Below are 21,842 nucleotides of genomic sequence, written 5' to 3' on the forward strand. Positions count from 1 at the left end.
TTTCGTCCCCGAGCCGAGGACTATCCGATCCGCCCGTGGGCGACGAGTTGCGCTGGACCGGAGAGTTCTACGTGCTCTGCACCATCGTCACCGGTGCTGAACCTAACCCGCACGACACCGCCGGGGACTTCGACGTCCCACGCGTCTGCGGCGACGTTCCCCGCCCAGTGCCTCGTCGCGATCACCGCCGCGCAGGCACCGGTGCCGCACGACTGAGTCTCCCCGACGCCGCGCTCGTGCACACGCATGGCAATGCGTCCGATGCCGTCCTCGACGAGGGGCTCGCTGGGCACGACGTATTCGACGTTCGTCCCCTCCGCGGGTACAGGGTCGACGCGCGGCACCGTGTAGAGCTCGGCCGCTTCCAGTTCCTCCCGCTGCTGCAGCGCAACCACGGTGTGCGGATTGCCCATGTCGACGCTGAGCGCCGGGCGGGCCGCATCGATGCCCGGGGTCTCGACGAGCGAGTCCAGCGCCTTCTCCTCGGCCTGGCCCGCGAACGTGAAACGCCACGATCCGATGTCGACGGCGTAGCCGTTCTCCGAGAGGGCGACGCGCTTGAGGCCGGCACGGGTGCCGATGGCGACGCTCTCCCCGGGGGCCAGCGCGATCAGGTCCTGGTCGATCAGGAAGTGCACGAACACGCGCACGCCGTTGCCGCACATCTCCGCGATGGAGCCGTCGCCGTTGCGGTAGTCCATGAACCATTCGGCCTCCGGATGTGCCCTGTGGAGGTCCTCCGCCCCGGCGACGTCCCGGGTCCGCACGGCCCGGATGAGCCCGTCGCCGCCGATCCCCTGGTGGCGGTCGCACAGCATCGCCACCTGCTCGGCGGAGATCACGTGCGCTGCTTCCGGATCGGCGATCAGGACGAAGTCGTTCCCCGTCCCGTGGCCCTTGGCGAACGGCACGGCGGCAAGGGGGGCGAGGGCTTCTGCTGCGTGATGGCTCATGGTCCTACCCTAACGGTGCGCCCCGTCGATTTGTTCCGTCAGGTGCGGTCAGCCAGGTTCCGCACGACGACGTCGCACGCCTTCGGGAGAACCTGCCCGTCCAGCGCGTCGAGCCACGTCACGCGGGGGTCCGCACCGAACCACGTGATCTGGCGCCGGGCGAACTTGCGCGTCGCCACCACCGTCCGCTCCATGGCTTCGGTCTCGTCGATCCGACCATCGAGCACGTCGAGGTACTCGCGGTAGCCGATGGCCCGGGAAGCGGTCCGACCGTTGCGAAGCCCCTGGCCCGCGAGCCGGCGGACCTCGTCGAGGAGTCCCCGGGCAGCCATCCCCGCCACCCTGTCCTGGAGCCGCTGGTGCAGGTGGCTGCGCTCCATGTTCAGGCCGATCTGCACCGCATCGTCGACGTACTCGCGGGTGGGCAGGTAGGAGCTGAAGGGTCGGCCCGACAGCTCGTACACTTCGAGCGCCCTGATGATGCGCCGGTCGTCACCGAGCCGGTCCGCCGATTCCGGGTCGACCTCGGCCAGTCGCGCCTTCAGCGGCTCGATCCCGCCGGCCGCCTCGCGTTCGAGCCGGGCACGGGTGCCGGGATCCGTGGGCGGGAACTCCAGCCGGTCCAGGGCCGCGCGCACGTACAGACCGGAGCCGCCGACCAGGAGTGGGAGCCGGCCCCTGCCCTGGACGTCGCGCACCGCCGCGCGGGCGGCGGTCTGGAACGATGCCACCGCTGCTTCCTGGGTGACGTCGAGGATGTCGAGCAGATGGTGTGGAATCCCCCGGCGCTCCCCGACCGGCATCTTGGCCGTGCCGATATCCATGCCCCGGTAGAACTGCAGGGCGTCGGCGTTGATGATCTCGCCGTCGAACTGCTGCGCGAGAGCGACGGCGAGGTCCGACTTCCCCGTGCCGGTCGGTCCGACGATCGCGACCACGGGCAGCCTGCCCCCCGGTTCCAGTGCCACGCCGCTAGGGCCGTGCACCGATGGTCGGCATGCCCAGGCTGACGCCCTTGCCTCCGGCTGCCGACGGCTGGGCCGGGACACCACACGATTCCGCCTGCGAGCGTTCCCAGGCGTCGCCGGCGCGGCTGCGGCGCAGGGCGTACTCTCCGAGGCCGGCCGGGTCTGCGAGCAGATGGAACGAGGCTGCGGCCGTCACGGGCACCGTGACGACATCACCGGGCCGGGGGGCCTCCCCGCCGTCGGGGACGGAGAAGTGCACGAGGCGCTGGTCCTCGGACCGCCCGGAGAGACGTCCCGTCTCGTCGGACTTGCGGCCGGACTGTGCCGTGACCATGACGTCGACCGTGCGGCCGACCTGCTTGCTGTTCTCCTCGGCGCTGATGCGGTCCTGAAGTGCGACGAGCCGCTCGTAGCGTTCCTGCACGACGGATTTGGGCAGTTGATCTGCAAGTTCGGCCGCCGGGGTACCCGGGCGCTTGGAGTACTGGAAGGTGAAGGCGCTGGAGAACCGCGAGGCCTCGACGACGTCGAGCGTCGCCTGGAAGTCCTCCTCGGTCTCGCCGGGGAATCCGACGATGATGTCCGTGGTGATGGCTGCGTGCGGGATGCGCTCGCGCACCTTCTCGAGGATTCCGAGGAACTTCTTGGAGCGGTAGGACCGGCGCATGTCCTTGAGGATCTTGTCCGACCCGGACTGCAGCGGCATGTGCAGCTGCGGCATGACGTTGGGCGTTTCCGCCATGGCATCGATGACGTCATCGGTGAAGGCGGCCGGGTGCGGACTGGTGAACCGCACCCGCTCGAGTCCGTCGATCTCGCCGCAGGCCCGCAGCAGCTTGCCGAAGGCCAGCCGGTCTCCGAATTCGACGCCGTAGGAGTTGACGTTCTGGCCGAGCAACGTCACTTCGATGGCGCCATCATCGACCAGCGCCTGTACTTCGGCGAGGATGTCACCGGGGCGGCGGTCGCGTTCCTTGCCGCGCAGGGCCGGGACGATGCAGAACGTGCAGGTGTTGTTGCATCCGACCGAGATGGAGACCCAGCCCGAGTACACGTTGTCGCGTTTGGTCGGCAACGTGGAGGGGAACACCTCGAGGGATTCCAGGATCTCGAGCTGGGCCTCGTTGTTGTGCCGGGCGCGTTCGAGCAGCGCGGGCAGCGAACCGACGTTGTGGGTGCCGAAGACGACGTCGACCCAGGGCGCCTTCTCGAGGATCGTCTCGCGGTCCTTCTGGGCGAGGCACCCGCCGACAGCGATCTGCATGTCGGGTCGCTTCTCCTTGACGGGGGCGAGGATTCCGAGGTTGCCGTAGAGCTTGTTGTCGGCGTTCTCCCTGACGGCGCACGTGTTGAAGACGACGACGTCGGCCGTGCCCGCCTCCGGTCCCGCCTGGGCCAGGCCCGCCTCTTCGAGGAGGCCGGAGAGCCGCTCCGAGTCGTGGACGTTCATCTGGCAGCCGAACGTGCGCACCTCGTAGGTGCGGGCGTCGGCTCCGGGCGCGGTCTCGGGTTGAGGGGTTGTCAAACTCACCTCACTAGGTTATCCAATCCACGCAAATCCCGCGGAGCGGCTTCAGTGCCCGCGTGCTTCCCGGACCGCGTCGTTGACAACACCGAACGCGATGCCGCCGCCGTACCCTTTGCGGGCGAGCATCGAGACGAGGCGCCGTACGACCTTGTCACGCTGCTCTCGGTCCTCGAGGTCCGTCGAACGCTGGCTCCGGAGCTTCTTGTCCACCAGTTCACGCGCGGCTCGGCGTTCGTCGTCCTCGCTGACCTGCTCCAGAGCCTCCGCGATGATGTCGGCCTCGATGCCCTTCTGGACCAGTTCGCGGCGCAGTGCCGAAGCTGCCAGACGACGGGTCTCGGCTCGGCTGCGGACCCACATGAGAGCGAACTCGCGGTCGTTGACGAGACCCAGTTCCTCGAAGCGGTCCAGGACCTGCTCGGCGACGTCCTCGGGGATCTCCCGCTCGGAGAGCTTGTCGGCGAGCTGCTGACGGCTCTTCGCGGATCCGGTCAGCTGGCGCAGGACGATGGCGCGGGCTTCCTCGTCCGGACGCGAACCGCTCTCGGCCTCGCGGCCGGGCCTCCGCTTTCCTCCCTGGGACCGCTTGCGGCGGGGGCGCGGGGGCTCCTCGGCCCCGGAGTCGAGATAGTCGCCGGGGTCTTCGTCGGTGGTGGGCACAGGCGCCGGGGACGAAGATTCGAACGGTTCCTCGTGGGCAGGTCCGGCTGTCCGGTCGGGCCCGCCAGAGACCCCGTTCCCTTGCCTTCCGCTGTCCCGCGCTGCGGGCTCCGAGTGCGCGGCGACGATGTCCTTGGCCCAGTCTGGCGGCGGTCCGGCGGTGGCGAGCCACGCCTCGGCGTCGGGTGTGAGCGCGGACGGCGACTTGTCGGCACGCTTGCGCGCCCGCGGAGCCGCGGTCGGGCCGCCTTTGCTGCCCGAGGAGGCTCGCGGTGTTCTCCGCGTTCTGCCCGCACGTGATGGCTCCGGGTCGGAGGCGCCGGCGCCCGTGCCGTCGCCGGTGTCCGTCAGCCCGGCCCAGTCTTCTGCTCTGTTCACCATGACTCGGATACGACGGCGGCGCACCGCCCCGGGGGCGCCGCCGCGTTCATCGTTGACCGGTCTCCTACTCGTCTCCGACGGCCCGCAGCGTCGTCTCGTCTGCTTCTTCCGTCACGGGGTCGACACCCAGCTTCTCGCGAAGGCGCCGTTCGATCTCGTTGGCGAGGTCGGGGTTGTCGCGCAGGAAGCGGCGGGCGTTCTCCTTGCCCTGGCCGAGCTGGTCCCCGTCGTAGGTGAACCAGGCACCGGACTTCTTAACGAGCCCGTTCTCGACGCCCATGTCGATCAGCCCGCCCTCGCGGGAGATGCCGATGCCGTAGAGGATGTCGAACTCGGCCTGCTTGAACGGCGGAGCCATCTTGTTCTTGACGATTTTGGCGCGCGTGCGGTTGCCGACGGGATTCGTACCCTCCTTCAGGGTCTCGATGCGGCGAACGTCGATACGGACCGACGCGTAGAACTTCAGCGCCTTGCCGCCCGTGGTGGTTTCCGGGCTGCCGAAGAAGACGCCGATCTTCTCGCGCAGCTGGTTGATGAAGATCGCGGTGGTCTTCGTCTGGGCCAGTCGGCCGGCGATCTTGCGCAGCGCCTGGCTCATCAGGCGCGCCTGGAGGCCGACGTGGCTGTCGCCCATCTCACCCTCGATTTCGGCGCGCGGCACCAGTGCCGCCACGGAGTCGATGACGATGACGTCGAGCGAGCCGGAGCCCACGAGCATGTCCATGATCTCCAGCGCCTGCTCACCGGTGTCCGGCTGCGAGACCAGCAGGGCGTCGGTGTCGACGCCGAGGTTCTTGGCGTACTCCGGGTCGAGCGCGTGCTCCGCGTCGATGAACGCCGCGATGCCGCCGTTGCGCTGTGCGCTGGCCACGGCGTGCAGCGCGAGCGTCGTCTTACCCGAGGACTCCGGGCCGTAGATCTCGACGACTCGTCCGCGCGGGAGGCCACCGATGCCGAGCGCGACGTCGAGAGCGATCGAGCACGTGGAGATCGTCTCGATCGGCGCCCGCGTGTCGTCTCCGAGACGCATGATGGAACCCTTGCCGTACTGCTTGTCGATCTGGGCGAGCGCGGATTCCAGAGCCTTCTCGCGGTCCATTGCTGCAGCCATGTTTCACCTCAAGTTGTAGTGGCCGTGTTCGGCCTGCCGTCCGTTCGAGTTCACGTTATGCCCCGGCACCCCCGTTTTGGGCGGACGGGCCGACTTTGTGGACAAGGACAACACTGTGGATGGGAAGTTGTCTGTTCGCCACTGTACTCCGATCCGAACAGATCTTCGAATATTTTTCCGGCGTGTCTACCCGGGATTCGAACACCTACGCTCGCGGCTTGACGTCCCGCCCCAGCCGGCGCTCCCCCGGCACGTCCTGGGTCTCGCAGACCGCCAGCCAGACCCGTTTCGGCAGCTCGCCCTCGGAGAGCGCGCGGCTGGCCGTCCGCCCGCCGAGGTCCGACAGGACCAGGTCATCCGCCAGCACGTGGGCGTAGCCGGACCCGAATTCGTCTTCCATCAGTCGCCAGAAATCACTCAATCGCACGGGGCCATTCTGTCACGCCTGCCACGGGTGGGGAGGTGGAACTGCTCCCCGAGCCCGGAACGCCTAGGATATTGCCCATGACTCCACCACCCGAAGTTCCCGCCGGTGACCGCGAGCAGGCGATCAGCGACATGGAGGAGCAGCTCAGCCTCCTGTTCCGCCGTTCGCGTGCGATCGGCAACCGTGTGGCCCGACGCGTACACCCCGAGATGGAGCCCGGCGCCTACGGTCTGCTCCGCGCGCTGCAGCGGAACGGTTCGCTCCGCCTCACGGACCTGGCGGCGGAGATCGGCGTCGGGAAGCCGACGGTGAGCCGGCAGGTCGGCATGCTCGAACGGCTCGGCGTCGTCGAGAAGCAGTCGGACCCCACGGACGGACGCGCACAGACGCTCTCGCTGACGCCCTACGGCGCCGACCAGCTCAAGGAGGCCCAGCTGGCACGCCGCACCGCCTTCCACGGCCTGCTGAGCCAGTGGGACGATGCCGATCTGACCCAGCTCGCCGGCCTGCTCGGGCGGCTCAACGACGCCTACCAGAACGACGAGACGCTCTAGACCCTGAAACGACGATGCCCCTCCCGCCGGTATCCGGCGGGAGGGGCATCGTCATTGCTGTCAGTGCTGGGAGGCGACGGGCTGCGGCGACTCGCCCGCACCCGGGCGCCATTCCGTGGCCAGTGAGCGGCCGTACTCGTGTGTCAGCTCGCTGGGCACGGTGTCGGGGACACCGATGCCCTCGGCGAGGGCGACGCGATCGCTGACCTCGCGCAACATGATGGAGAGCGGGACGTCGAGAGCAGTGCAGATCGAGGAGAGGAGCTCGGATGAGGCTTCCTTCTGACCACGCTCGACCTCCGAGAGGTAACCGAGTGAGACGCGCGCGCTGTGCGAAACCTCGCGCAGGGTGCGCCCCTGGCGCTGGCGAACGTCACGGAGGACTTCGCCGATCTCGTGGCGTAGGACAACCATTGTGCGCTCCTTGTGGTCTCGACGTTCATCATCTGCCGTGCCCACGTCCCGCCAACGGACGACGCCGTTGATGGTGACGGGTTGCTTGACCATGGGTATAGCCGTTCTCCTTAGTCCTATTCACCGCCGATCACCGGCGGTGAAACCGGGGCCTTGCTTCCGAAAGCCCTCATGTAACCCAACGGGCCGTCTTGCTTTTTTGTTCCCGGTCCCCTTCACCCTATCCAGAGTGAGGCGCATGTCACCACTATGCGTCCAAAGTTGTGGAAAATTTAGGAAACCATGTGACCTGAGTCGTCGCCGGCGAGTGCCCGCACGACGGCGGCCAGCGCCGCTCGGCACGCGGCGCGGCGGATCTCGTCCCGGGTTCCGCTCAGATCGAGCTCCTCGACGGCCGCGCCCCAAGGGCTCTCCCACGCGACGTAGACCCGGCCGACCGGCTTGCCGTCGTGCGGTTCGGGACCGGCGACACCTGTCGTCGAAACGCCGATGGTCGCCCCGCAGACGCGCCGGGCGCCGGCCGCCATCCGCAGCGCCACCTCGGGGTCCACGCTGCCGCGCTCGGCCAGCAGATCCGACTCGACGCCCAGAACCCCGACCTTGACGTCGCCGTGGTAGGCGACCACTCCCCCGCGCAGCACCGCCGATGCGCCGGGGACGTCCGCGATCGCCGCGGCGACGAGGCCGGCCGTCAGGGATTCCGCGGTCGCGATCGTCGCCCCGCGCGCTGTCGCGTCGGCGACGAGAGACGCCGCCTCCGGACCCTGCTCCATGCCGTTACTCCCGCCGCCCCTGCTTGCGCAGCCGGACCGCCTGGACGATGTAGTCGAGACCTGTCACGAGCGTGAGCGCGACGGCGGCCCACATGACGATCGCGGCGATGATCCCGAGCCAGTCGAACATGTGCGTGACGGGGAGAAGGTACAGGAGGATCGCGAGCGCCTGCGTGACGGTCTTGACCTTCCCGCCACGCGATGCCGGCATGACGGAGTAGCGGATGACCACGAACCGCATGGCCGTGATCCCCCACTCCCGCACCAGGATGATCCCGGTGGCCCACCACGAGAGCTCCCCGCAGATGGAGAACAGCACGAGGGCGGCGCCGGTGAGGAGCTTGTCGGCGATCGGATCGGCGATCTTCCCGAAGTCCGTGATCAACCCGCGGCTCCGGGCGATGTCGCCGTCGAGCTTGTCCGTGTACATGGCCAGCGCGAACATCGCGACGGCGGCCCAGCGCCACCCCTCGTACTGCGGCTGGCCCCCGACGACGTCGAGCACGTAGAACCAGGCGAAGAGCGGGACCATGACGATCCGCAGCATCGTCAGGATGTTCGCGATGTTGAGCGTGGGTACCGGTTTCTCGTCTGGGCTAGTCACGCTTCAAGGCTACCTTCCGGTCAGCTGCCACGCGTCGCTGGAACCGTCGTCGTCGCCCCCGTCGTGGTAGTCGACGGCCTCGGGGAGGGCGGCCTCCTGATCGGCCAGGACGTCGTTCGAGTAGTCCTGCGCACTGGAGTACTCCTGCTGCGGCTGCTCGTGGTTGGCCTTGGCGTTGTCGACGAGGGCGGCCTCGGTCGGCGACGCCTCCGACTCCGATCCCGTGGACTCGCCCTTCATGGCCGCCAGCACCTGGGGCAGGTCGTCGGGCTTGACCAGCACGTCTCGGGCTTTGGAGCCCTCGGACGCACCGACGACGCCGCGGGATTCGAGCAGGTCCATCAGACGTCCCGCCTTGGCGAAACCGACGCGGAGCTTGCGCTGGAGCATCGACGTCGACCCGAACTGCGTCGTCACCACCAGTTCGGTTGCCTGCAGCAGGACCTCGAGGTCGTCGCCGATGTCCTCGTCGATCTGCTTCTTGGGCGCTTCGACGGCCACGTCCTCGCGGTAGACCGCCGAGAGCTGGCCCTTGACGTGCTCGACGACGCGGTGGATCTCCGACTCGGTCACCCACGCGCCCTGGACGCGCATCGGTTTCGAGGCGCCCATGGGCAGGAAGAGCGCGTCGCCCTGGCCGAGCAGCTTCTCGGCTCCCGGCTGGTCGAGGACCACTCGGGAGTCGGTGACGGAGCTGGTCGCGAACGCCATGCGGGAGGGCACGTTCGCCTTGATGAGTCCGGTGACGACGTCGACCGACGGTCGCTGGGTCGCGAGCACCAGGTGGATTCCGGCGGCGCGGGCCAGCTGGGTGATGCGGACGATCGAATCCTCGACGTCGCGCGGGGCGACCATCATGAGGTCGGCGAGCTCGTCCACGATGACCAGGAGGTAGGGATAGGGCCGCAGGATCCGCTGGCTGCCGGCCGGCGGGGTGATCTTGCCGGCGCGGACGGCCTTGTTGAAGTCGTCGATGTGCTTGAAGCCGAAGTTCGCCAGATCGTCGTAGCGGGTGTCCATCTCCTTGACGACCCACTGCAGCGCCTCGGCCGCCTTCTTCGGGCTGGTGATGATCGGCGTGATCAGGTGCGGGACGCCCTCGTACGCGGTGAGCTCCACGCGCTTCGGGTCGACCATGACCATCCGCACCTCGTCGGGGGTCGAACGCATCAGGATCGACGTGATCATCGAGTTCACGAACGAGGACTTGCCGGCGCCCGTGGCACCGGCGACGAGCATGTGCGGCATCTTGGCCAGGTTGGCGACCACGAAGCCGCCCTCGACGTCCTTCCCGACGCCCATCACCATCGGGTGGTCGGTCTTGCGGGCCGCATTCGAGCGCAGGACGTCGCCGAGAACGACGACCTCCTTGTCCGCGTTCGGGATCTCGATGCCGATGGCGCTCTTGCCGGGGATCGGCGAGAGGATGCGGACATCAGAGGACGCCACGGCGTAGGAGATGTTCTTCGACAGCGCCGTGACCTTCTCGACCTTGGTGCCGGGCGACAGCTCGATCTCGTACCGCGTCACGGTCGGGCCGCGGCTGAATCCGGTCACCTGCGCATCGACCTTGAACTGCTGCATGGTGTGGGTCAGTGCCGCCACGACGGCGTCGTTGGCCTCCGAGCGGTCCTTCGACGGCGGCCCGGCCGGAAGGTAGTCCGACTGCGGCAGGGTGTACGTGACATCGCCGGCCAGCTGCAGCTGTTCGGTTCGCTGCGGGATCGGCGGCAGCTGCGTGCCGGCCTTGGGGATGACCTGCGTCTCGTTCGGTCCGGAACCGGTAGCGCCGTGCTCCGCCATGGCCTCGTTCAGGGCGGCCGCATCCAGCGCCTCGGTCACGGGCTCGGCTCCGCTGGCGGCAGACGCCGCCGAGGGATCCTCTCCGAGACCGACCCGCTCCTTGACCTTGGCCATGGCCTTCTCGGCCGCCGTCGGGCGCCGGACGCCGGGCGGGACATCCGGCTCCCCGTCGTCGGGCGTGCCAGCGCTGCGGGCGGAGTCCCCGGAGGGGTCGATCGCCGCCGACGCATCCATGCTCCTGGCCTTCTCGGCCTCAGCGATGACGGCGGTCTCGTAGGCGCCGTCGGTGACGTGCTCGTCGACGTCGTAGACGCCGTCAGCCTTGTCCTTCCTGGCGAACAGGGACTTCTTCGGTTTGCGGGGCTTCTTGTCCTTCTCCTCGTACAGGTAGGACTGGTCGTGGTCGCTGCGCGGGCCGGCGTACGTCTCCGTGTCCTGGCCCAGCAGCCAGCGGTATCCCGCCTGGACGCGTTCCGGGATGCGCTTGAGCGGGGTCGCCGTCGTGATCATGAGGGAGAGGAAGACGAGCAGCACCATGACGACGAGCGCACCCCAGCGGGAGATGAGCCCGGCCAGAGGCGAGGTGAGCAGGAACCCGAGGATGCCGCCGCCGGCCCACATCTGCTCGACGGCGTCGGAGACGGTGGGCACACCCGCGACCGCGTGGGCGAGCCCGGCGCCACCGGCGATGCCGACGGCGAAGCCGATGCCGACGCGGTTGTTGACCGCGTCCTGCTCCGGGTAGCGGAAGAGGCGGAATGCTCCGATGAGCAGGACGAGCGGCAGCAGGACGCCCATGTAGCCGATCGAGCCGGCTACGACGTTGTGGACCCAGGTGCCGTAGGCGCCGACGTCGCGCAGCCCCCACCACTCGACCGATGCGACGACGAGGGCGACCACGACGAGGAAGAGGCCCGTTCCGTCGCGGCGGTCCTCCATCTCGGGGCGGACCTTGCTGCCGATCTGCCGGAAGGCGCCGCCGACGACCCGGCCGATGCCCATCCACGCGCCGCGGACGGCGCGCAGGGGCCAGGCCAGGTCGTGTTCGGGCGCGGCTGGAGCGGGCTTCGTCGACTTCTTGCGTCCGTTCGCCGGGTTGCTGCGAGCGGGCGTGCGCTTGGTCGACGAGCCGGTCCGGCTGGAAGAGGTACGGGTCGCCATAGGGCCCACCGTACCGCGCCGTGCCCGTCCCGGCCCGGATTTACACGGCTCGCGGGCGCCGGAGCACGGCCGTCAGACCTCGAGGACGACGGGGACGATCATCGGCCGGCGGCGCAGCTTGCGCCCGACCCACGAGCCGATGACGCGGCGGACGACCTGCTGGAGCTGGTGGGTCGTATGGGTCGGATTGTCCCTGACCGCCTCCTCGAGGGCCGCCGCGATCTTGGGCTTGATCCCCTCGAACACCTCGTCGTCCTCGGCCACGCCGCGGACGTGGATGTCCGGTCCGGAGACGAGCGTCCCGTCCTGGCGGTTGACCACCGAGATGATCGAGACGAAGCCCTCCTCCCCCAGCACCCGGCGGTCTTTGAGGTCGTCGTCGGTGACGACTCCGACCTGGGAGCCGTCGACGTAGACGTATCCGCACTCCACCTGCCCGACCTGCGCCGCGACCCCGTCCCGCAGGTCGACGACGGAGCCGTCCTCCGTCAGCAGGACCCGCTCGGCCGGCACACCGGTCTGCTCCGCGAGCCGGCCGTTCGCGATCAGGTGCCGCGTCTCGCCGTGGACCGGCATCACGTTCTTCGGCTTGATGATGTTGTAGCAGTAGAGGAGTTCTCCGGCCGAGGCGTGGCCGGAGACGTGCACGCGTGCGTTTCCCTTGTGCACGACTTCCGCGCCGAGGCGCATGAGCCCGTTGATGACGCGGAAGACCGCGTTCTCGTTGCCCGGGATCAGCGAGGAGGCCAGGATCACCATGTCCCCGGGGCCGACCCGGACCGCGTGGTCGCCGTTGGCCATGCGGGACAGCGCGGCCATCGGCTCGCCCTGGGACCCGGTGGACATGAGCACGAGACGGTCCCCGGGGACGTCGCCGATCTTCTTGAGGTCGACCAGGATGCCGTCCGGAACGTCCAGGTAGCCCAGTTTCGCCGCGATCCCCATGTTGCGGACCATCGACCGCCCGACGAACGCGACCTTGCGGCCGTGCGCGGCGGCGGCGTCGAGCACCTGCTGGACCCGGTGGACATGCGAGGAGAACGAGGCGACGATGATGCGCTTCTCCGCCGTCGCGAAGTACCGGCCCAGCACGGGCCCGATCTCCTTCTCCGCCGTCGTGAATCCGGGCACGTCGGCATTGGTCGAGTCCGGCAGGAAGAGGTCGACGCCCTCCTCGCCGAGCCGCGCGAAGGACCGCAGATCCGTGATGCGGCCGTCGAGCGGCAGCTGGTCCATCTTGAAGTCGCCCGTGTGCAGGACGGTGCCGGCGCTCGTGCGGATGAAAACGGCCAGCGCGTCGGGGATCGAGTGGTTCACGGCCACGAATTCGCATTCGAAGGGGCCGAACGGCTCGGTCTGCCCTTCGACGACGGTCAGGACGGTGGGCTTGATCCGGTGCTCGACCAGCTTGGCCTCCACCAGGGCGAGCGTGAGCCGCGATCCGATCAGGGGAATGTCCTGCTTCAGGCGCAGCAGGTACGGCACGGCGCCGATGTGGTCCTCGTGGCCGTGGGTGAGGACGATCCCGACGACGTCGTCCAGACGGTCGCGGATGTAGGAGAAGTCGGGCAGGATCAGGTCCACGCCCGGCTGGTGCTCCTCCGGGAAGAGAACACCGCAGTCGACGATCAGCAGCTTGCCGTCCAGCTCGAAGACGGTCATGTTGCGGCCGACTTCGCCGATGCCCCCGAGCGGGACGACGCGCATGGTCCCGTCCGCGAGCGCGGGCGGTTCGCTCATGCGCGCCTCGTCGGCGAGGGCTACGGAGGTTTCGCTCATGGGTTGCCTTTCTACAGGTCCCAGCCGGCCTCCGCGAGGTCTGCCCGGATGGGAGCGAGTTCGGCCTCCGACGCCGCGACGAGCGGCAGCCGGACGGTCGGGTTCGGCAGGACGCCCTGCCAGGTGAGGATGGTCTTGGCCGCGACGACGCCCTGGACGTGCGTCATGACCGCCCGCTGCAGCGGGTCGATTTCGAAGTGCTTGGCCCGCGCGGTCGCCAGATCGCCGGCGTGCATGGCGTCGACCAGCTCGCGGAACGTCCGGGTGGCGATGTGGGCCGTCACGGACACGACGCCGACCGCGCCGGCGGCCATCAGCGGCATCGTCAGGCCGTCGTCGCCCGAGTAGACGTGCAGGTCGGTGTTCGCCAGCACGCGGGTGGTCTCCTGGTAGTCGGCCTTCGCGTCCTTCAGCGCCACGATGTTCGGATGCGCCGCGAGCTCGATCAGGGTCTCGGTGGCGATCGCGATGCCGGCGCGGCCCGGGATGTCGTAGATCATGACCGGCAGGTCGGTGGCGTTCGCAATGGCCTCGATGTGCTGGCGGACGCCGGCCTGGCTCGGCTTGTTGTAGTACGGGGCGGTCGCGAGGATTCCGTGGACTCCGAGCTTCGCGGCCTCCTTGGTCAAGTGCAGCGAATGCCGCGTGTCGTTCGTCGTCGAACCCGCGAACACCTTGGCCCGGTCCCCGACGGCGTCGACGACGCACTTGAACATGCCGAGGTTCTCCTCGTCCGTCAGCGTCGACGTCTCACCGGTCGTGCCGGTCACGAGCAGGGCGTCGCACCCGTCGTCCACGAGCTTGTTGGCCAGAGCGGCCGCCGCGTCGTAGTCGACCTCGCCATCGGTGGTGAACGGGGTCACCATGGCGGTCGACAGCGTGCCGAACGGGTAGTCGTACGAGGGCGTGTTCGCGGCGTTTTCAGGCATGTCTCTTACGTTACATCCTGGCCGTGCGCGGTGCGGCCCGCGGCACACCCTAGGCTGGTCCGCATGAGCTTTCTGCGACGCACCGGAAAACCCCGCCTCGCCGGGGTCGATGCGGCCCGCGGCCTGGCGCTGCTGGGCATGATGGCCACGCACATTGTGCCGCTGGTCACACAGGATGCTACCGGCGGTTACACGCCCACGTGGGCCGCCGACTGGTTCGCCGGTCGTGCATCGGCACTCTTCGCGGTGCTCGCCGGCGTCGGGCTGGCGCTCCTCACCGGCGGGGCCCGCGCCGCCGGACCACTCGGCGGCGCCCGCCGCGGCGTCGTCGTCCGGGCCCTGCTCATCGCCGGGATCGGCCTGGCGTGCGGAATGCTCGACACGAACGTCGCCGTCATCCTCACCCACTACGGGCTGCTTTTCCTCGCCGCCGTGCCGTTCCTCGGGGCGGCGCCCCGCACCCTGGCCGCGTGGGCGGCCGGCTGGCTCGTGCTCGCGCCCGTCGTCCTCTACGCGGCGGTGCCGTTCGTCATGGCGGGCGTCGCCCCGTACGACGTCGGCGGCTCGCCGGTCTTCGCCGATCTCACCCGCCCGGCCACGCTGGCCGCGGATCTCCTCTTCACCGGCTACTACCCGGTCGTCGTGTGGGTGGGCTTCCTGCTCGTGGGCCTCTGGGCGGGTCGGCTCGACCTGTCGCGGCCGCCGATCGCGCTCGCCCTGGCGCTCGGCGGGGCCGCGCTCGCCGCCGTCGCCGAGGTCTCCAGCCGCTGGCTGCTGCAGCTGCCGGGAGCGGCGCCGTCGCTGGCAGCGGCGGCAGGGCTCGACACCCGCCAGCTGCAGTTGGGAGTGGAGACCGGCTACTACTTCCCTCCGGTGGTGGACTCCCCGTGGTGGTTCGCCCTCGCCGCACCGCACACCTCGGCGCCGCTGGACCTGCTGCACGTGACCGGCGCGGCGCTCGCGACCCTGGGCGCCTGCCAGCTGGCGGCCATGGGGCTGGCCGCACTGCTGGGCCGCTACGGCGACGCGCTCCTGTGGCCCCTGACCGGGGCCGGCACCATCACGCTCACCCTGTACGTCGGGCACCTGATCGCCCTGGACGTGCTCAGCGATGTCACCGCCTCGATGCCGCGACTGGACCTCTACTTGTGGTTCGCCGCCGCCTGCCTGGTCGCCGGCGTCGCCGTCCGATTCCTCGCGATCCGCGGGCCCCTGGAGGCGATCGTCCACCGGGCCGCGTCCGGGGTCCGAAGGACGGGCGTCAGGGCTTGAGTCGACGGCCCCCAGCGGCCAGGCTCTTCGCGAGGTACGGCGCCGTCCGGCTCGCCTCCGAGGCCGCGACCGTCGCCGGCGGTCCGGCCGCCAGGATCTTCCCGCCGGCATCGCCACCCGCGGGTCCGAGGTCGATGACCCAGTCGGCGGAGGCGACGACGGCCATGTCGTGCTCGACCACGACCACGGTGTCGCCTCCGTCGACGAGCCGGTGCAGCTGCTCCATCAGGACCTCGACGTCGGCCGGGTGCAGACCCGTGGTCGGCTCGTCCAGAATGTAGAGGGTGCGCCCGCGCCGCACGCGCTGGAGCTCGCTGGCCAGCTTGATCCGCTGCGCCTCGCCGCCCGAGAGCTCCGTGGCGGGTTGACCCAACCGGAGGTAGCCGAGCCCCACCTGGCGCAGGGTGTCGAGGCTGCGGGCGGCGGCCGGGATGTCGGCCAGGAAGCCGGCAGCGTCGTCCACCGACAAGGCCAGGACCTCGGCTATGCTCTTGCCGCGGTAGGCGATCTCGAGCGTCTCGGGTTCGAACCGCGAGCCGCCGCAGTCCGGGCACGGCCCGTAGCTGCCCGGCAGGAAGACCAGCTCCACGGCGACGAATCCCTCGCCCTGGCAGGTCTCGCACCGTCCTCCCGCCACGTTGAAGGAGAAGCGCCCCGGACCGAACCCGCGCCGGCGGGACTCCGGGAGCGCGGCGAACTCCTTGCGGACGGCGTCGAAGAGGCCGGTGTAGGTGGCCAGGTTCGACCTCGGTGTCCGCCCGATCGGCTTCTGGTCCACCGTCACGATCCGGTCCAGCTGGTCCTCGCCGGCCACCCGGACGCCGCCCCGCGGAGTTCCCGGCTCGTCTCCCCGTGCGTGGACGTGCTGACCGACGACGTCGGCGAGGACGTCGCCGACCAGCGTCGACTTGCCGGACCCCGAGACGCCCGTCACGACGGTCAGCACGCCCAGCGGGAAGGACACGTCGAGTTCGATCAGGTTGTTCCTGCTCACGTTCCCCAGCTGCAGCCGCCCGCCCGGCTCCCGCGGCGCGCGCCCGGCGTCGTCTGCCGTTGCGTCCCCCGCTGCCGGGAACAGGTACGGCCGGGTGGCGGAGGCGTCCACGTCCGCGAGACCGCGGACGGGGCCGCTGTAGAGGACGTGCCCGCCTCCCTCTCCCGCATGCGGGCCGACGTCGACGATCCAGTCTGCGTTGCGGACGATGTCCAGATTGTGTTCGACCACGAAGACCGAGTTCCCGGAGGACTTCAGCTGATCCAACAGCGCGAGCAGCGGTTCGGCATCGGCGGGGTGCAGCCCGGCCGACGGCTCGTCCAGGACGTAGACGACACCGAAGAGTCCGGAGCGCAGCTGCGTCGCGATGCGCAACCGCTGCAGTTCGCCCGGCGACAGGGTCGGCGTGCCCCGGCCGACCCCCAGATACCCGAGGCCCAGCTCCAGCAGCACGTCGATCCGGGCGCACAGGTCCGACGTGATCGCGACGGCGACCTCGTTGGTTTCTCCGGAGCTGTGGCGCCGCGTGGCCGACTCCGGCGCCACGAGCTCGGTCGTGGGCTTCAGGATGTTGGCGAGCTCCGTCAGGGGGACGGCGCCCAGCTCGGCGATCGTCCGCCCGGCGAAGGTCACCGCGAGCGCCTCGCGTGTCAGGCCCGTCCCGTCGCAGCGCGGGCACGGCCCGGTCCGCATGAACGACAGGGCCCGCTTGCGGGCCGTCTCGCTCTTGGACTCGTTCACCACGTGCAGGACGTGGCTGCGGGCGCTGATGAACTTCCCCTTGTAGGGGCGCGCGTTGTGCTCGCGCAGCGGCGTGACCTCGACGATGGGCCGTTCTTCCGTGAGCAGGATCCAGTCGCGGTCGGGCGCCGGGAGATCGCGCCAGGGGACGTCGACGTCGTAGCCGAGGTGGATGAGCATGTCGCGCAGGCTCTTGCCCTGCCAGGCCCCGGGCCAGGCGGCGATGGCGCCATCGCGGATGGTGAGTGAGGCGTCCGGAACCAGGCGCTCCTGGTCGATCGTGTGCGCCTCGCCCAGGCCGTGGCACTCGGGGCAGGCGCCGGCGGCGGTGTTCGGCGAGAACATGTCCGAGTCCAGCGGCTCCGCGTCCTCTGGATAGGTACCGGCGCGTGAGAGGAGCATGCGAAGAGAGTTGGACAGGGCGGTGACGGTGCCGACGGTGGACCGGGAGGTGGCCGTGCTGCGGCGTTGCTGGAGGGCGACGGCCGGCGGCAGGCCGGTGATCTCCTCGACCTTGGGGTTGTGCCCCTGCTGGATGAGGCGCCGCGCGTAGGGGGCGACGGATTCGAAGTACCTCCGCTGGGCCTCGGCGTAGATCGTACCGAAGGCCAAGGAGGACTTGCCGGATCCGGAAACGCCGGTGAAGGCGACGATGGCGTCACGGGGCACGTCGACATCCACGTCGCGGAGGTTGTTCTCCCGGGCCCCGCGGACGCGGACGAATCCGTCGCTCCCCGCGTCCGGGCCGATGGCCGGTGGCTGCTCGCTCTGCATCGGCCCCACTCTACCAACGGCTCGCCCGGATGGGGTTACGGCCGGTGACCGGCCCCTAGCCCCGGGCCGGTTCCTCGAGGTACAGCGCGATCGCGCGCTTCATGACGGTCCGGGCGTTGCGGCGGTCCCCCGCGGCGTCGTAGGCGAGCGCGAGCCGGTGCAGGCTGCGCCACGAGCCGGGGTTCGCCTCGGCCTCCTCCCGGTAGGCGACGAACGCCTCGTCGGCGGCCTCCTTCACGATGCGGCCCGACGGCGTGCGCGGCAGATCGTCCTCGGGCAGCAGGTCCTCCTTCTCGAGGATTCGCGCCATCTTCTGCGTGCGGGTGCCGAAGAGCAGCTCGCGGATGAGAATCCAGACACCGATGAGCGGCAGCACGAGGGCCGCGGCGCCGATGACCTTCGCCATCGGCTCCTCCGCTGAGAGGAAGCGCCATGCGCTGCCGAAGGAGGCCCAGAGGTAGAACACGAAGAGGGCGAGGATTCCCCCGACCCAGAATTTGGTCTTCACGATGATCGCCGCCGGCCCCTCAGTTGCCCAGGTCGAGGTAGCCGTCGAGACCGTAGGTCAGCCCGGGCCTGCCGGCCGCCCGACGCAGGCCGAGCAGCACGCCGGGCATGAACGAGGCGCGGTCGTAGGAGTCGTGGCGCAGGGTCAGCTGCTCGCCCTCCCCGCCGAGCAGAACCTCCTGGTGGGCGACCAGACCGCGCAGACGCACGGCGTGCACGCGCACCCCGTCGACGTCGGCACCGCGGGCGCCGTCCAGGGACGTCTCCGTGGCGTCCGGGCTGGCCGGGACGCCTGCCGCGGCGCGCTCGGCGGCGATCAGCTCGGCTGTCCGCACGGCGGTGCCCGACGGCGCGTCGACCTTGTTCGGGTGGTGGAGCTCGACGATCTCGACCGACTCGAAATACCTGGCGGCCTGCGCGGCGAACGCGCTCGCGAGCACGGAGCCGAGCGCGAAGTTCGGCGCGATCAGCACCCCCACCGCCGGTGCGGCCTCGAGCAGGGACGCCAGGTCCGCGCGGCGCTCGTCCGACCAGCCGGTGGTGCCGACCACGGCGTGCAGGCCGTGCTCGACGGCGAAGCGCACGTTGGCCTCGGTGCTGTCCGGCACGGTGAGGTCCACGATGTGCGTGGCGCCGGCGTCGAGCACCGTCGAGAGGGGGTCGTTGCGGCCGAGGGCGGCCACGAGTTCCATGTCTTCTGCGGCGTCGACGGCGCGCACGGCTTCGGAGCCCATGCGGCCGGTCGCGCCCAGAACGGCGACGGCGATGCGATTGGTCATGCGCACTAGGCTATCGCTGGTCGTCGATCCCGACCCATTCGGTGTCGCCGTCGCCGAAGAACTGCTCCTTCCAGATCGGCGCCCCGAACTTGACCGCCTCGACCAGGGCCCGGCAGGCATCGAACGCCTGGCCCCGGTGCGCGCTGGCGGCCGCGGCGACGAGCGCCGGGTCCCCGACCTCCAGCTCGCCGACCCGGTGCGCCGCCCAGAGCCGCGTCCCCGGGTGCTCGGCCGCGACCGCGGCGGCCAGCTCGGCGATCTTCGCGTCGGCGGTGGGGTGCCCGCTGTAGTTCAGCCGCGTCACGGCCCGGCCGCCGTCGTGGTTGCGGACGATCCCGCCGAAGGTGACGACGGCGCCCGTCGCCTCGGTCTCGACGGCGTCCCAGGCGCCCGCCTGGTCGATGGGTTCGGAGCTCACCCCGGCGAACACGACGACGCCCGCCTTCCCCGCCTCAGTGCCCATGTCCACCCTCCAGCTGCTCGCACAGGTGCTCGATGAGCGGCGCGAGCACGGTCAGACCGTCCATGACGCCGCGGGGCGAGCCGGGCAGGTTCACGATCAGGGTCTGGCCGGCGATGCCGGCGTACCCGCGGGAGAGCGCGGCGTACGGGGTCTTCTCCCGGCCGGCCGCGCGGATCGCCTCCATGATCCCCGGGACCTCCCGGTCGAGGAGCGGGTACGTCATCTCCGGCGTCGCGTCGTCCGGGCTGAGGCCCGTGCCGCCGCTCGTGAAGACCACGCGCGGGCGCAGCGCCAGCAGCGCCTTCAGCCCCGAGCCGACGGGAGCCCCGTCGGGCACGACGACGGGGTTGACGACGTCGAACCCGTGGTCGTCGAGCCAGTCGCGCAGCACGGGCCCGGTCTCGTCGTCGTAGACGCCTGTGGCCGCGCGCGTCGAGGCGATCAGGATGGCCGCCTTCCGCGCCGGCCGCGGTTCGCACCCGCTCATGCCCGCGCCTCCCAGTCCCCGGACTTGCCGCCGGACTTCGCCAGCACCCGCGTGGATTCGATGACGGCGTGTTTGTCGACCGCCTTGATCATGTCGTACACGGTCAATGCGGCGATGCTGGCCGCCGTCAGCGCCTCCATCTCGACCCCGGTCACCCCGCGGGTCTTGACCATCGCCTCGACGGCGATGACGGCGTCGTCGCCCTCGAATGCCGGCGCGAAGTCCACCGTGACCTTGGAGATCGGCAGCGGGTGGCAGAGCGGGACGAGCTCGGGGGTCTTCTTGGCGGCCATGATGCCGGCGACGCGGGCCACGGCGAGGGCGTCCCCCTTGGGCAGGGAGCCGTCGGCGAGCATCGCGACGACGTCGGCCCGGGTGCGCACGAGCGCCCGCGCCGTGGCGACGCGGGTGGTCTCCGGCTTCTCGGACACGTCGACCATGTGGGCGGTGCCGTCGGCCCGCACATGGGTCAGGCCCGCGGGCTCCGGCCCGTCGGGGTGTGCATCGGTGGTCATTGAATCTCTCCGATCAGGATGGTGCTCAGTCTCGCGCCGGGGTCGGCGCGCGTGGTCTCGGGGTCTATCAGCGCCAGCGCATTGGCGTCGGCGAGCGGGGCGAGCAGGTGGGATCCGGGCCCGCCGAGCAGCTCGACGGTGCCGTCCGCCGCGTAGCGCGCGCGGCGCACCTGCAGCTTCCCGGCCGGGCTGTCCGCGGCGCCGGCGAGACGCGCGGTCACGGCCGGGCGCGGGCGCGCCCCGAACCGCTCGACGAGGACGGGGCGCAGGAACATCTCGAAGCTGACGAACGCGCTCACCGGGTTCCCGGGGAACGCGAGCAGCGGCACCGTCCGTCCGCCGACGTCGAGCCGGCCGGCGCCCTGGGGCCCGCCGGGCTGCATCGCGACGGAACCGAACTCCACGCTGTGGCCCCCCGCCCCGAGGGCGAGCTTGACGACCTCGTAGGCGCCCGCGCTGATGCCGCCGCTGGTGAGGATGACCGCCGGGTCGTGGCGGACGACGGCGGCGCGCAGTGCCGCGGCGAAGTCCTCCGGGTCGTCGGTGTCCACGGTGAGCGTGGCCGCCTCCCAGCCGGCCTCGGCCAGGGAGGCGGCGAGGAGGGTCGTGTTCGCGTCGAAGATCTGCCCGGGTCCGAGGTCTCCCCCGGGCGCCACGACCTCGTCGCCGGTCGCGATCAGCAGGGCCGTGGGCGCGGCGATCACGGGCAGCCGGGCCAGCCCGAGGGCCGCCGCCAGCCCGGCGTGGCGGGCCGTGATGCGGTCGCCGGCGCGCAGTGCGCGCCCGCCGGCCGGGACGTCGGATCCGGCGCGGCGGACGAACTGGCCGGGCCGCGTCGCCGGCGGGGCCGGCAGCGCGACGCGGGCGCCGTCGTCGTGCGGCAGGGTCCGGTCGGCGACGAACGGCGGGAAGACGTCGGGGTCGGCCGCCTCCACCGGCACGACCGTGTCCGCCCCGTCCGGAACGGGCGCGCCGGTCATGATGGGCGCGGCGGTCCCGGGGGCGAGCGGCCCGCCGGGGGCGCCGGCGGCGATCGGGCGGCCGATCGCCAGCCGTGCACCGTCCAGGTCGGCGGCGCGCACGGCGTACCCGTCCATCTGGGAGTTGTCGAAGACGGGCAGCGGGATCGGGGCGGCCACGTCCGCGGCGAGCACGCGCCCCAGGGCGTCCGCGAGGGGCGCCTGCCGGGTCGGCACGGGGACCTCGCGCATCAGGTCCGCGACGAGTGCGGCGTGCTCGGCGACGCTGCGGCGGAAACGGCTCAT

Annotated in this window: 21 protein-coding genes; 2 read left to right on the forward strand and 19 right to left on the reverse strand. The window is 70.5% G+C overall.

What is annotated here, in order from left to right; genetic code table 11:
- Window positions 1-20: 20 nt before the first annotated feature.
- The 6 genes from dapF to IE069_RS09025 form a co-directional block, all read right to left on the reverse strand.
- On the reverse strand, window positions 21-953 hold the full coding sequence (dapF, locus tag IE069_RS09000; protein WP_189349812.1) for a diaminopimelate epimerase: 933 nt from the start codon (window positions 951-953) through the stop codon (window positions 21-23).
- 38 nt (window positions 954-991) lie between these two features.
- The gene (gene miaA, locus IE069_RS09005; protein ID WP_229791046.1) at window positions 992-1,921 is read right to left on the reverse strand and encodes a tRNA (adenosine(37)-N6)-dimethylallyltransferase MiaA; all 930 of its coding nucleotides are present in this window, start codon (window positions 1,919-1,921) and stop codon (window positions 992-994) included.
- Between the two features lie 4 nt (window positions 1,922-1,925).
- Complete coding sequence (gene miaB, locus IE069_RS09010; protein WP_189349813.1) at window positions 1,926-3,452, reverse strand: tRNA (N6-isopentenyl adenosine(37)-C2)-methylthiotransferase MiaB; 1,527 nt, start codon at window positions 3,450-3,452, stop codon at window positions 1,926-1,928.
- A gap of 42 nt (window positions 3,453-3,494) precedes the next feature.
- A complete protein-coding gene (locus IE069_RS15735; protein WP_189349814.1) occupies window positions 3,495-4,490 on the reverse strand; it encodes a RecX family transcriptional regulator in 996 nt (331 codons plus the stop codon).
- Between the two features lie 64 nt (window positions 4,491-4,554).
- Window positions 4,555-5,601 (reverse strand): recombinase RecA, encoded by a 1,047-nt coding sequence (gene recA, locus IE069_RS09020; RefSeq protein ID WP_189349815.1) that lies wholly within the window; start codon window positions 5,599-5,601, stop codon window positions 4,555-4,557.
- A 205-nt stretch (window positions 5,602-5,806) separates the two neighbouring features.
- Window positions 5,807-6,028: a DUF3046 domain-containing protein gene (locus IE069_RS09025; protein ID WP_189349816.1), complete on the reverse strand. Its 222-nt coding sequence runs from the start codon at window positions 6,026-6,028 to the stop codon at window positions 5,807-5,809.
- A 77-nt stretch (window positions 6,029-6,105) separates the two neighbouring features.
- Between IE069_RS09025 and IE069_RS09030 the strand changes: the two genes are divergently transcribed.
- Window positions 6,106-6,582: a MarR family winged helix-turn-helix transcriptional regulator gene (locus IE069_RS09030; protein ID WP_189349817.1), complete on the forward strand. Its 477-nt coding sequence runs from the start codon at window positions 6,106-6,108 to the stop codon at window positions 6,580-6,582.
- Between the two features lie 60 nt (window positions 6,583-6,642).
- Here the strand turns inward: IE069_RS09030 and IE069_RS09035 are convergent, their stop codons facing one another.
- The 6 genes from IE069_RS09035 to dapA all read right to left on the reverse strand — a co-directional run bounded on the left by IE069_RS09035 (window position 6,643) and on the right by dapA (window position 14,045).
- Window positions 6,643-7,089: a helix-turn-helix domain-containing protein gene (locus IE069_RS09035; RefSeq protein WP_189349818.1), complete on the reverse strand. Its 447-nt coding sequence runs from the start codon at window positions 7,087-7,089 to the stop codon at window positions 6,643-6,645.
- 179 nt (window positions 7,090-7,268) lie between these two features.
- A complete protein-coding gene (locus IE069_RS09040) occupies window positions 7,269-7,769 on the reverse strand; it encodes a CinA family protein (RefSeq protein WP_189349819.1) in 501 nt (166 codons plus the stop codon).
- 4 nt (window positions 7,770-7,773) lie between these two features.
- The gene (gene pgsA, locus IE069_RS09045; RefSeq protein ID WP_189349820.1) at window positions 7,774-8,373 is read right to left on the reverse strand and encodes a CDP-diacylglycerol--glycerol-3-phosphate 3-phosphatidyltransferase; all 600 of its coding nucleotides are present in this window, start codon (window positions 8,371-8,373) and stop codon (window positions 7,774-7,776) included.
- 9 nt (window positions 8,374-8,382) lie between these two features.
- Entirely contained in the window at window positions 8,383-11,337 is a 2,955-nt protein-coding gene (locus tag IE069_RS09050; protein ID WP_189349821.1) for an FtsK/SpoIIIE family DNA translocase, read from the reverse strand.
- 72 nt (window positions 11,338-11,409) lie between these two features.
- Window positions 11,410-13,116 (reverse strand): ribonuclease J, encoded by a 1,707-nt coding sequence (locus IE069_RS09055; RefSeq protein WP_189349822.1) that lies wholly within the window; start codon window positions 13,114-13,116, stop codon window positions 11,410-11,412.
- 11 nt (window positions 13,117-13,127) lie between these two features.
- Window positions 13,128-14,045, reverse strand: coding sequence for a 4-hydroxy-tetrahydrodipicolinate synthase (dapA, locus tag IE069_RS09060; protein ID WP_189349823.1), 918 nt, complete (start codon window positions 14,043-14,045; stop codon window positions 13,128-13,130).
- A gap of 63 nt (window positions 14,046-14,108) precedes the next feature.
- Between dapA and IE069_RS09065 the strand changes: the two genes are divergently transcribed.
- Entirely contained in the window at window positions 14,109-15,317 is a 1,209-nt protein-coding gene (locus IE069_RS09065; protein WP_189349824.1) for a heparan-alpha-glucosaminide N-acetyltransferase domain-containing protein, read from the forward strand.
- Here the strand turns inward: IE069_RS09065 and IE069_RS09070 are convergent.
- Genes IE069_RS09070 through IE069_RS09100 form a run of 7 tightly spaced genes read right to left on the reverse strand, consistent with a single transcriptional unit; the run spans window position 15,307 to window position 21,842 of the window.
- Window positions 15,307-17,826, reverse strand: a complete 2,520-nt coding sequence (locus IE069_RS09070) for an excinuclease ABC subunit UvrA (RefSeq protein WP_189349825.1) — start codon at window positions 17,824-17,826, stop codon at window positions 15,307-15,309. The genes IE069_RS09065 and IE069_RS09070 overlap by 11 nt on opposite strands.
- Window positions 17,827-17,881: 55 nt before the next feature.
- The gene (locus tag IE069_RS09075; protein ID WP_189349826.1) at window positions 17,882-18,334 is read right to left on the reverse strand and encodes a tetratricopeptide repeat protein; all 453 of its coding nucleotides are present in this window, start codon (window positions 18,332-18,334) and stop codon (window positions 17,882-17,884) included.
- A gap of 19 nt (window positions 18,335-18,353) precedes the next feature.
- Window positions 18,354-19,112, reverse strand: coding sequence for a 4-hydroxy-tetrahydrodipicolinate reductase (dapB, locus tag IE069_RS09080; RefSeq protein WP_189349827.1), 759 nt, complete (start codon window positions 19,110-19,112; stop codon window positions 18,354-18,356).
- 10 nt (window positions 19,113-19,122) lie between these two features.
- Complete coding sequence (locus IE069_RS09085) at window positions 19,123-19,575, reverse strand: molybdenum cofactor biosynthesis protein MoaE (RefSeq protein ID WP_189349828.1); 453 nt, start codon at window positions 19,573-19,575, stop codon at window positions 19,123-19,125.
- Window positions 19,565-20,062: a MogA/MoaB family molybdenum cofactor biosynthesis protein gene (locus IE069_RS09090; RefSeq protein ID WP_189349829.1), complete on the reverse strand. Its 498-nt coding sequence runs from the start codon at window positions 20,060-20,062 to the stop codon at window positions 19,565-19,567. The genes IE069_RS09085 and IE069_RS09090 overlap by 11 nt, the downstream gene beginning before the upstream one ends.
- Window positions 20,059-20,577, reverse strand: a complete 519-nt coding sequence (gene moaC, locus IE069_RS09095; protein WP_189349830.1) for a cyclic pyranopterin monophosphate synthase MoaC — start codon at window positions 20,575-20,577, stop codon at window positions 20,059-20,061. The genes IE069_RS09090 and moaC overlap by 4 nt, the downstream gene beginning before the upstream one ends.
- A complete protein-coding gene (locus tag IE069_RS09100; protein ID WP_189349831.1) occupies window positions 20,574-21,842 on the reverse strand; it encodes a molybdopterin molybdotransferase MoeA in 1,269 nt (422 codons plus the stop codon). The genes moaC and IE069_RS09100 overlap by 4 nt, the downstream gene beginning before the upstream one ends.

The sequence above is a fragment of the Zhihengliuella salsuginis genome, assembly GCF_014651715.1.
In the GTDB taxonomy this organism is placed as follows: domain Bacteria; phylum Actinomycetota; class Actinomycetes; order Actinomycetales; family Micrococcaceae; genus Zhihengliuella; species Zhihengliuella salsuginis.

What these genes read in the sequence shown, in the direction of transcription:
- dapF (WP_189349812.1), bottom strand. Translation starts at nt 953, where the DNA reads ATGAGCCATCACGCAGCAGAAGCCCTCGCCCCCCTTGCCGCCGTGCCG.
- IE069_RS15735 (WP_189349814.1), bottom strand. Translation starts at nt 4,490, where the DNA reads ATGGTGAACAGAGCAGAAGACTGGGCCGGGCTGACGGACACCGGCGAC.
- recA (WP_189349815.1), bottom strand. Translation starts at nt 5,601, where the DNA reads ATGGCTGCAGCAATGGACCGCGAGAAGGCTCTGGAATCCGCGCTCGCC.
- IE069_RS09030 (WP_189349817.1), top strand. Translation starts at nt 6,106, where the DNA reads ATGACTCCACCACCCGAAGTTCCCGCCGGTGACCGCGAGCAGGCGATC.
- IE069_RS09035 (WP_189349818.1), bottom strand. Translation starts at nt 7,089, where the DNA reads ATGGTCAAGCAACCCGTCACCATCAACGGCGTCGTCCGTTGGCGGGAC.
- IE069_RS09040 (WP_189349819.1), bottom strand. Translation starts at nt 7,769, where the DNA reads ATGGAGCAGGGTCCGGAGGCGGCGTCTCTCGTCGCCGACGCGACAGCG.
- IE069_RS09050 (WP_189349821.1), bottom strand. Translation starts at nt 11,337, where the DNA reads ATGGCGACCCGTACCTCTTCCAGCCGGACCGGCTCGTCGACCAAGCGC.
- IE069_RS09055 (WP_189349822.1), bottom strand. Translation starts at nt 13,116, where the DNA reads ATGAGCGAAACCTCCGTAGCCCTCGCCGACGAGGCGCGCATGAGCGAA.
- dapA (WP_189349823.1), bottom strand. Translation starts at nt 14,045, where the DNA reads ATGCCTGAAAACGCCGCGAACACGCCCTCGTACGACTACCCGTTCGGC.
- IE069_RS09065 (WP_189349824.1), top strand. Translation starts at nt 14,109, where the DNA reads ATGAGCTTTCTGCGACGCACCGGAAAACCCCGCCTCGCCGGGGTCGAT.
- IE069_RS09070 (WP_189349825.1), bottom strand. Translation starts at nt 17,826, where the DNA reads ATGCAGAGCGAGCAGCCACCGGCCATCGGCCCGGACGCGGGGAGCGAC.
- dapB (WP_189349827.1), bottom strand. Translation starts at nt 19,112, where the DNA reads ATGACCAATCGCATCGCCGTCGCCGTTCTGGGCGCGACCGGCCGCATG.
- IE069_RS09085 (WP_189349828.1), bottom strand. Translation starts at nt 19,575, where the DNA reads ATGGGCACTGAGGCGGGGAAGGCGGGCGTCGTCGTGTTCGCCGGGGTG.
- IE069_RS09090 (WP_189349829.1), bottom strand. Translation starts at nt 20,062, where the DNA reads ATGAGCGGGTGCGAACCGCGGCCGGCGCGGAAGGCGGCCATCCTGATC.
- moaC (WP_189349830.1), bottom strand. Translation starts at nt 20,577, where the DNA reads ATGACCACCGATGCACACCCCGACGGGCCGGAGCCCGCGGGCCTGACC.
- IE069_RS09100 (WP_189349831.1), bottom strand. Translation starts at nt 21,842, where the DNA reads ATGAGCCGTTTCCGCCGCAGCGTCGCCGAGCACGCCGCACTCGTCGCG.